Raw genomic sequence first — 8974 nt, forward strand, 5'->3', positions numbered from 1 at the left:
GCTTCGGCCATGCGAACATCGCTCTTGCTGCTGGTCGCAGCGGGTGTTCTCCCGAGTCCAGTCGTCGGTCAGGAGGCCGGCGCGGCGCGGGGCGCCGAGCATCCCCCGGCCAGTTGGCCGCAGCCGATCACACCGCCGATTACACAGCCGCTCGCACCGCTGACGGCGCCGGCACCGGCTCCCGCGGTCGACACGCTCTCCGTCGAAGTTGCGCAGGGCGTCGTGGCGGAGACCTGTCGGCGCTGCCACAACCCGCGGCGGGTCAGCGGGGGCATGTCGCTCGAGACCTTCGAGGTCACCGCGGCCTCCGACAATGCGGTCATCGCCGAGCGGATGGTGCGGAAGCTGCGGGCCGGCATGATGCCGCCCGTTGGCGTGCGCCGCCCGAGCCCTGACAGCCTGCGGACGCTTGCCGTAGTCCTCGAGTCCCGCCTGGACGCGGCGTGGGAGGCAAACCCGAACCCCGGGCGCCGGACTTTCCAGCGGCTGAACCGGGCCGAGTATTCGCGCTCGATCCAGGATCTCCTCGACCTGGACATCGACGCGGGCGACTACCTGCCGCTGGACACGAAGAGCGCGAACTTCGACAACATCGCCGACGTCCAGTTGCTCTCCCCGACGCTGATGGACGGGTACCTGCGCGCGGCGAGCGAGATCAGCCGGCTCGCCATCGGCGACCCGGAGGTCACGCCGAGCGAGGCCACCTTCCGGGTGTCGCGCTGGACCTCGCAGGCGGAGCACGTCGAGGGCACCCCGTACGGGAGCCGGGGCGGCGTCGCGGTGGACCACAACTTCCCGGCCGACGGGGAGTACGTCTTCCGCGTCTCCTTCCACCACGAGACGACTGGCGCCCTGTTCGGGAACGGCAAGGGCGCGCTGCACACGACCGATGAGCCCGAGCGGATCGAGATCTCGATCGACGGCGAGCGCGTCGCGCTCCTCTACATCGACCGCTGGATGCACGTCTCCGACCCGGACGGCGTGAACCTCCGGTCGGATCCCGTCTTCATCGAGGCGGGTCCGCGCCGGGTGGCGGCCGCCTTCATCCGCACCTTCGAGGGGCCGTCGCAGGACCTGATGTCGCCGCACGACTGGTCGATCGCGAGCACCAGCATCACCGACGCGTACGGGTTCACGACGCTGCCGCACCTGCGCGACCTGGCGGTCACGGGGCCGTTCGCTCCGGCCGGGATGTCGGCCACGCCGAGCCGCGAGCGGGTCTTCTCGTGCCGTCCCTCCACGCCGGAGGACGAGGCTTCGTGCGCGGAGGCGATCCTCTCGCGGCTGGGGACGAGGGCCTACCGCAGGCCGCTGACGGAAGACAACCTCGCCGCGCTCATGAATCTGTACCGCGCCGGGGCCGAGGCGGGCGGTTTCGAGGAGGGGATTCGGCTCGCGCTGGAGGGGATCCTCGCCAGCCCCCACTTCGTCTTCCGCTTCGAGGAACGTCCCGCGCGCGAAGCGGACGGGGTGTACGCGCTGGACGACTACGATCTCGCCTCGCGGCTCTCCTTCTTCCTCTGGGCCACGGGCCCGGACGACGAACTGCTGGAGACCGCCGCCGAGGGCCGGCTCTCCGACCCGGCCGTGCTCGACGCGCAGGTGCGCCGGATGCTGGGCGACCCGCGCGCCGAAGCCCTTGCCACGCGTTTCGCGGGACAGTGGTTCCGGCTGCAGGACCTCGAGGGGATGAACCCGGATGTCCGCCTCTACCCCGACTTCGACCAGCAACTCAAGGAGGCGATGCACCGCGAGACGGAACTCCTCTTCCACACGATCGTGCAGGAAGACCGCAGCCTGCTCGAACTGCTGACGGCCGACTACACGTTCGTGAACGAGCGCCTGGCGCGGCACTACGGCATCCCCGGCGTGACCGGGACGGACTTCCGGAGAGTCGAGATCGCCGAACCCGAGCGCCGCGGCGTGCTCGGACACGGCAGCATCCTCACCCTCACCTCGCACGCGAGCCGGACCTCCCCGGTCCTGCGCGGGAAGTGGGTGATGGAGGTGCTGCTCGGGACGCCGCCGCCTCCGCCCCCGCCGGACGTCTCCGACCTGGAGGCGACGCCGGAGGCCGAGGAGGGGCGGCTGCTCACGGTGCGGGAGCGGCTGGAGATGCACCGGGCCAGTCCCGCCTGCCGTTCGTGCCACCGCGTGATCGACCCGATCGGTCTCGCGCTGGAGTACTTCGACGGCACGGGGGCGCGGCGCATCAAGGACAGCGGGATGCCGATCGACGCACAGGGCGAACTCTACGACGGCACGCCGGTGACGAGCGCGGCGGATCTGCGCTCGGCGCTTCTCGCGCGGCCGGTGCCGCTCGTGCGCGCGTTCACGGAGAACCTCTTCGCCTACGCGCTGGGACGCCGGGTCGAGTACTACGACATGCCGACCGTGCGGTCCATCGCGCGGCAGGCCGCCGAACAGGACCACCGCATGTCCGCGTTCATCCTCGGCGTGGTCAACAGCCCGGCGTTCCGCTTGAAGGGGACCGAGGCCGTGGTCGACGACATGGAGGCGGAAAGCCAGGGATCCCAGGAGGACTGATGGAGTTCATCACAGGGAAACACCTCTCTCGCCGGACGTTCCTCCGGGGCGCGGGGGCGACCGTCGCCCTGCCGTTCCTCGACGCGATGGTGCCGGCGGGCCGGCTGTGGGCGCGGGAAGTGGCGGATCCGACGCGGCTCGTCTGCATCGAGATGGTGCATGGGTCGGCGGGGAGCAGCGGGTTCGGGGCGGCGCAGAACTACTGGTCGCCCGCGGCGACGGGCCGCGGCTTCGACCTGTCGCCGACCGCGCTCACTTCGCTCGAGCCGTACCGGGACTATCTCACCATCATCAGCGACACCGACGTGGAACCGGCCGAAGCCAGGCAGCCGAAGGAGATCGGCGGGGACCACTTCCGGTCGAGCGCCACGTTCCTCACGCAGGCGCACCCGAAGCAGACGGAGAGTTCGGACGTCTTCGTGGGGCCGTCGCTGGACCAGCTCTACGCGCACCGCTTCGGGCAGGACACGCCCATCCCGTCCATGCAGCTCTGTATCGAGAACGTGGACCAGGCGGGAGGCTGCGCGTACGGGTACGCGTGCGTCTACACGGACACGATCAGTTGGTCGTCGCCGACACAGCCGCTCCCGATGATCCGGGATCCGCGGGTCGCGTTCGACCAGCTCTTCGGGGCGGGCGGGACGCCGGAGGCGCGGGAGGCGCGGCAGCGCTCGAGCGCGAGCATCCTCGACTTCCTCACCGGTGAAGTCGCGAGCCTCAGGGGTCGGCTCGATCCGTCCGACCGGCAGCGCATGGACCGCTACCTGGAAAACGTGCGGGAGATCGAGCGCCGCATCCAGCGGGTGGTGGCGCGCAACGAATCCGGAGAAGACCGGGATCTGCCGGAGGCGCCGGCGGGCGTGCCCGACTCGTTCGACGAGCACGTGAAGCTGATGTTCGACCTGCAGGCGCTCGCCTTCCAGGCGGATATGACGCGCGTGTTCTCGTTCAAGATGGGACGGGACGCGTCCGGGCGGGTCTATCCGGAGAGCGGGATCGACCGGGGCTTCCACCCGGCGTCGCACCACGGCGACAACGAGAACAACATCACGGACTTCGCGCAGATCAACCGCTACCACGTCGGGCTCGTCCCGTACTTCCTCGACCGGCTGAAGGCGTCGATGGAGGGGGACACGCACCTGCTCGACAAGACGATGATCATCTACGGGTCGCCGATGGGGGACCCGAACGTGCACAACCACAAGCGGTGCCCGCTCTTCGTGGTGGGCGGCGCGCAGGGGAGGATGGAAGGCAACCTGCACCTGCGGGCCGCGCCCGGGACGCCGATGGCGAACGTGATGCTTAGCCTCATGCATCGGCTCGGGATGGACGACGTCACGAGCTTCGGGAACAGTACCGGGACGTTCTCCTTCGCGGAGGCGGCGGACTGATGCGGCGCGCGCGACCGGTCGTGTTCGCGGCCGCGGCGCTGCTCGCGCTCGGGGCGGGCGGGCCGGATGCTCCGGTCGCCGACGCGGCCATGCGCGGCGATCTGGACGCCGTGCGGTCGCTGCTCTCCGCGGGCGAGGACGTGAACGCCGCGCGGGGCGACGGCATGACGGCACTCCACTGGGCCGCGATGAAGGGCCGGCCCGACGTGGCCGGGGTGCTGATCGAGGCGGGCGCGGATCTCGAAGCGGGCACGCGGCTGGGCGGGCACACGCCGCTCCACGTGGCGAGCCGGGCGGCGCACGCGCCGCTCGTCGAGGCCCTGCTGGCGGCGGGAGCCGACGCGCGCGCCGCGACGTCGACGGGCGCAACCGCGCTGCACTTCGCAGCCGCCGCCGGGTCCGCCGGTGCGGTCGAGGCGCTGCTGCGCCACGGCGCCGATCCGAACGCCCGGGAGCCCGAATGGGGCCAGACGCCGCTCATGTTCGCCGCGGCGGCGGGCCGGGCCGGCGCGCTGGAGGCCCTCATCGATGCGGGGGCGGACGCCTCGGCCACCGCGTACGTGCTCGACATCGCGGCGCGCGACGCGTGGGACCAGCTCGACCGCCGCGAACGCAACGCCCGCGTGGCCGCGCGCCGGGCGGGCCGCACGCCGCCGGCGCCGTCACCGCGCGAAGCCGCCCCCAGGCCCACCGCCGGCCCCGGCCCCGGCCTCCAGGCCGTGCGGCTCGAGGACCCCGAGGAGCCCACCTGCTCCGGCTGCCTCGGCAACTACGCCGACCTCGTCGGCACGCACGGCGGGCTGACCGCGCTGCTGCTCGCGGCCCGCGAAGGCCACCGCGACGCGGCGCTCGCCCTGCTCGACCGGGGTGCGGACATCGACCAGCGGAGCGCCGCGGACGACACGACCCCGCTGCTCATCGCGATGATCAACGGACACTTCGACCTCGCGATGGAGTTCTTCGCGCTCGGCGCCGACCCCAACCTCACGAGCGACGCCGGCGCCACCGCGCTGTACGCGGCGCTCAACATGCACTGGGCGCCGAAAGCCCGGCATCCGCAGCCCACCGACGTGCACCAGCAGGAGTGGTCGTACCTCGACGTGATGCGCACGCTGCTCGAAGCGGGCGTCGACCCGAACGCGCGGCTGAAGAAGTCGCTCTGGTTCACGACGTACAACCGGGACCTGCTGGGCGTCGACCGCACCGGCGCCACGCCCTTCTGGCGCGCCGCGCACGCGCTCGACATCGACGCCATGAAGCTGCTCCTCGAATACGGCGCCGATCCCGCGACGCCGACCGCGAAGGTTCCGCAGCGGCGCTACGGCCGGGGCGGAGACGACATCGATCACTCCGGTCTCGACCCGATCCCCGTCGGGGGACCCGCCGTCCATCCGATCCACGCGGCGGCCGGCGTCGGCTACGGGCAGGGCTTCGCGGGCAACTCGCACCGCCATGTGCCGGACGGCTGGCTTCCGGCCATGAAGTTCCTCGTCGAGGAACTCGGCGCCGACGTGAACGCGCGCGACCACAACGGATACACGCCCGCGCACCACGCCGCCTCGCGCGGCGATAACGAGATGATCCTCTATCTCGTCGAGCGGGGCGCCGATGTGACGCTCGTGGCCCGCAACGGCCAGACCACCGTCGACCTGGCCAACGGGCCGGTCCAGCGCGTGCAGCCGTTCCCGGAGACGATCGCCCTCCTCGAGAGCCTCGGGGCGAAGAACAACCACCGCTGCGTCTCCTGCTGACCGCACGCGCCGACCGCACGCGCCGCCCGTCCGTGCCGAGAACCCTCAACCAAGACCGCCGACATCGGGCCGGCCTGACCTGACCATGCCAAATCCTGTCACCGTTTGGGAACTGCTCGCGGGCAGTTCGGGGGAGAGTCCCGCGATCGCCGCCCCCGGTCGCGAGCCGCTGAACTTCGACGGTCTCCGGAGCCAGGTGGAGCGCACCGTCGCCGCGCTGAACGGGTTCGGCATCGGCCGGAACGACCGCGTGGCGATCGTCCTACCGAACGGACCCGAGATGGCGTCCGCGTTCGTCTCCGTGGCGTGCGCGGCCACGGCGGCCCCCCTGAATCCGGCCTACCGGCAGCCCGAACACGAGTTCTATCTCTCGGACCTCAGCGCGAAGACGCTCATCCTCGAGGCGGGCAGCGACTCCCCGGCCCGCGCCGCCGCCGCCAGCCACGGGGTCCCGGTGCTCGAGTTGCACGTCGAGGCGGGCGCTCCGGCCGGAACCTTCGAACTCGTGCCGGAGGGAGCAGGGGAGGACGGAACCGGCGAGGGCCCCGCGAGCCGGGGTTCGGCGGGGGACGGCTTTCGGGGCGGCCTGGCGGAAGAGGGCGACATCGCGCTCATCCTCCACACCTCGGGGACGACGTCCCGACCCAAGATCGTGCCGCTCTCGCACCGGAACGTGTGCGCCTCCGCGGTCAACGTCCGGCACACCCTGCGTCTCACGGCCGACGATTGCTGCCTGAACGTGATGCCGCTCTTCCACATCCACGGGCTCATCGCGGCCGTCCTCGCGCCGCTCGGCGTGGGGGGATCGATCTTCTGCACCCCCGGCTTCAACGCCCTCCGCTTCTTCGGGTGGCTCGCCGAGGCGCGGCCGACCTTCTACACCGCCGTCCCCACCATGCACCAGGCGATCCTGGCCCGCGCCGCGCGCAACCGCGACGTGATCGAGCGGAACCCGCTGCGCTTCATCCGCTCGGCCTCCGCCGCCCTCCCGCCGCAGGTGATGGCGGAACTCGAGGAGGCGTTCGGCGCGCCCGTGGTCGAGGCGTACGCGATGACGGAGGCGGCGCACCAGATGACGTGCAACCCGCTCCCCCCCGCGGTCCGCAAGCCGGGGACGGTAGGGATCGCCGCCGGCCCCGAGGTCTCGGTCATGGACGAATCGGGTCCGCAGCTCCTGCCGGCGGGCGACGTCGGCGAGATCGTCATCCGCGGCCCCAACGTCAGCGACGGATACGAGAACAACCCCGCGGCGAACGCCGAGGCCTTCACGAACGGCTGGTTCCGGACGGGGGACCAGGGCGTGATGGACGGCGAGGGCTACGTCACGATCACGGGTCGCCTGAAGGAGATCATCAACCGCGGGGGAGAGAAGGTCTCGCCGCGCGAGATCGACGAGGCGATCCTCGACCACCCGGCCGTGCGGCAGGTCGTGGCGTTCGCGATGCCGCACCCCAAGCTGGGCGAGGAAATCGCGGCCGCCGCGGTGCTCCGCCACGGGATGGAGGCGACGCCCCGCGAGCTCCAGGCGTTCGCGGCGGAGCGCCTCGCCGATTTCAAGGTCCCGCGCAAGATCCTCCTCATGGACGACATCCCCAAGGGCCCGACCGGCAAGATCCAGCGCATCGGCATGGCCGAGAAGCTCGGCCTGACGTGAGCCGCACGGCCCGCTGATGCGGATCTGCATCTACGGGGCGGGCGCGATCGGGGGCTACCTCGGCGCGCAACTCGCGCTCGCGGGGCGGGACGTCACGCTCATCGCGCGCGGCCCCCACCTGGAGGCGATGCAGGAACGCGGCGTCCGCCTGCTGATCGACGGCGAGGAGCGCGTCGCCCACCCCCGGTGCACGGACGACCCGGCGGAGGTCGGCCCCCAGGACTACGTGATCATCACCCTCAAGGCACATTCCGTCCCTTGGATCGTGGAGCCGATGCAGCCCCTGCTCGGTCCCGACACGGCGGTCGTCACGGCGACGAACGGCCTCCCGTGGTGGTACTTCTACCGGCTCGACGGACCGTGGCGCGACCGGCGCCTCGAGAGCCTCGACCCCGGCGGCGTGCAGTGGGACGGCATCGGCCCGGAGCGCGTGATCGGCTGCGTCGTGTACGCGGCCACCGAGGTGTCGGAGCCCGGCGTCATCCGCCACCTGAAGTACAACCGGTTCACGCTCGGCGAGCCCGGCGGCGAGAAGACCGAGCGCGTGCGGCGGCTGGCGCGAGCCCTGATCGACGCCGGGTTCAGGGCCCCGGTCCGGGGGATCCGGAACGAGATGTGGGTGAAGCTGTGGGGGAACGTCGCCTTCAATCCGATCAGCGCCCTCACGCACGAGACCGTGGACACCATTGCCCGGGACCCCGGCACGCGCGCCGTCGCGAAGACGATGATGCTCGAGGGACAGGCGGTCGCCGAAGCCCTGGGCGCCCGCTTCTCGATCGACATCGAGCGGCGGATCAACGGGATCGAGGCCGTGGGCGCGCATCGCACGTCGATGCTGCAGGACCTCGACAAGGGCCGTCCCATGGAGATCGACGCCCTGGTCACGGCCGTCCAGGAGATGGGGCGCATGGTCGACGTCCCCACCCCCACCATCGACGTCGTCCTCGCCCTCGTCCGCCAGCGCGCCCGCGCCGCCGGCGCCTACCCGCCCGCCTGAACTCGACCCGGGATCGACGATCCCACTGGAGAACCACATGCAGGATCCACCGGACGGCTGGCCTCGGATCACGCCCGCGGTGTTCTACGACGATGCCGGAGCCGCGATCGACTGGCTTGCCGACGCGTTCGGGTTCGAGGTCCGGGAGCGGATCGAGAACGAGCAGGGGCAGGTCGTGCACTCGCAACTCGCCCTGAACGGCGGTCTCATCATGGTCGGACAGGCGGGGCTCACGCCGGGCCGGACCTACCCCCGATCCCCGCGGGCCGCGGATGGCGCGAACACGCAGTCGCTCATGGTCTACGTGGACGACGCGGACGCGCACTGCGAGCGGGCGCGGGCGGCGGGCGCCGCGATCACCACCGAACCGGCCACCCAGGACTACGGCGAGGACTACTGGTCCGACCGGAGCTACGAGGTCAGGGACCTCGAGGGTCACTACTGGTGGTTCGTGCAGCGCCTCCGCGGATAGCGGGTCCGGCATGAACATACGCGATATCGTGGAGGGCACGGGGTCCGGCCGCTGGTTCGACAAGTGTGTCTTCTTCCTCATCATCGCCTCCCTCCTGGCGATGTCGCTGTCCACCCTCCACCAGTTGTCCCCCGCATGGAAGGCGGCGCTCGCCGTCTGTGA

At 71.4% G+C, this 8974-nt stretch carries 6 protein-coding genes; all 6 read left to right on the plus strand.

All coding sequences use genetic code 11. From position 1 onward, the window contains the following. Positions 1-9 precede the first annotated feature (9 nt). The 6 genes from RN743_RS05435 (at position 10) to RN743_RS05460 (ending at position 8812) form a co-directional block, all read left to right on the plus strand. Positions 10-2547, plus strand: coding sequence for a DUF1592 domain-containing protein (locus RN743_RS05435; protein WP_310777225.1), 2538 nt, complete (start codon positions 10-12; stop codon positions 2545-2547). After that, positions 2547-3938: a DUF1552 domain-containing protein gene (locus RN743_RS05440; protein WP_310777227.1), complete on the plus strand. Its 1392-nt coding sequence runs from the start codon at positions 2547-2549 to the stop codon at positions 3936-3938. Before RN743_RS05435 ends, RN743_RS05440 begins: the two co-directional genes overlap by 1 nt. After that, a complete protein-coding gene (locus RN743_RS05445; RefSeq protein ID WP_310777230.1) occupies positions 3938-5689 on the plus strand; it encodes an ankyrin repeat domain-containing protein in 1752 nt (583 codons plus the stop codon). Before RN743_RS05440 ends, RN743_RS05445 begins: the two co-directional genes overlap by 1 nt. Positions 5690-5774: 85 nt before the next feature. Continuing rightward, entirely contained in the window at positions 5775-7343 is a 1569-nt protein-coding gene (locus RN743_RS05450) for an acyl--CoA ligase (protein WP_310777233.1), read from the plus strand. Between the two features lie 16 nt (positions 7344-7359). Beyond that, complete coding sequence (locus RN743_RS05455) at positions 7360-8340, plus strand: 2-dehydropantoate 2-reductase (RefSeq protein WP_310777236.1); 981 nt, start codon at positions 7360-7362, stop codon at positions 8338-8340. Between the two features lie 37 nt (positions 8341-8377). After that, on the plus strand, positions 8378-8812 hold the full coding sequence (locus tag RN743_RS05460; RefSeq protein WP_310777238.1) for a VOC family protein: 435 nt from the start codon (positions 8378-8380) through the stop codon (positions 8810-8812). Positions 8813-8974: the final 162 nt, after the last annotated feature.

Source organism: Candidatus Palauibacter scopulicola, assembly GCF_947581915.1.
Classification (GTDB): Bacteria; Gemmatimonadota; Gemmatimonadetes; order Palauibacterales; family Palauibacteraceae; genus Palauibacter; species Palauibacter scopulicola.

Coding starts and splice junctions, on each gene's coding strand:
- RN743_RS05435 (WP_310777225.1), top strand. CDS start 10: ATGCGAACATCGCTCTTGCTGCTGGTCGCAGCGGGTGTTCTCCCGAGT.
- RN743_RS05440 (WP_310777227.1), top strand. CDS start 2,547: ATGGAGTTCATCACAGGGAAACACCTCTCTCGCCGGACGTTCCTCCGG.
- RN743_RS05445 (WP_310777230.1), top strand. CDS start 3,938: ATGCGGCGCGCGCGACCGGTCGTGTTCGCGGCCGCGGCGCTGCTCGCG.
- RN743_RS05450 (WP_310777233.1), top strand. CDS start 5,775: ATGCCAAATCCTGTCACCGTTTGGGAACTGCTCGCGGGCAGTTCGGGG.
- RN743_RS05455 (WP_310777236.1), top strand. CDS start 7,360: ATGCGGATCTGCATCTACGGGGCGGGCGCGATCGGGGGCTACCTCGGC.
- RN743_RS05460 (WP_310777238.1), top strand. CDS start 8,378: ATGCAGGATCCACCGGACGGCTGGCCTCGGATCACGCCCGCGGTGTTC.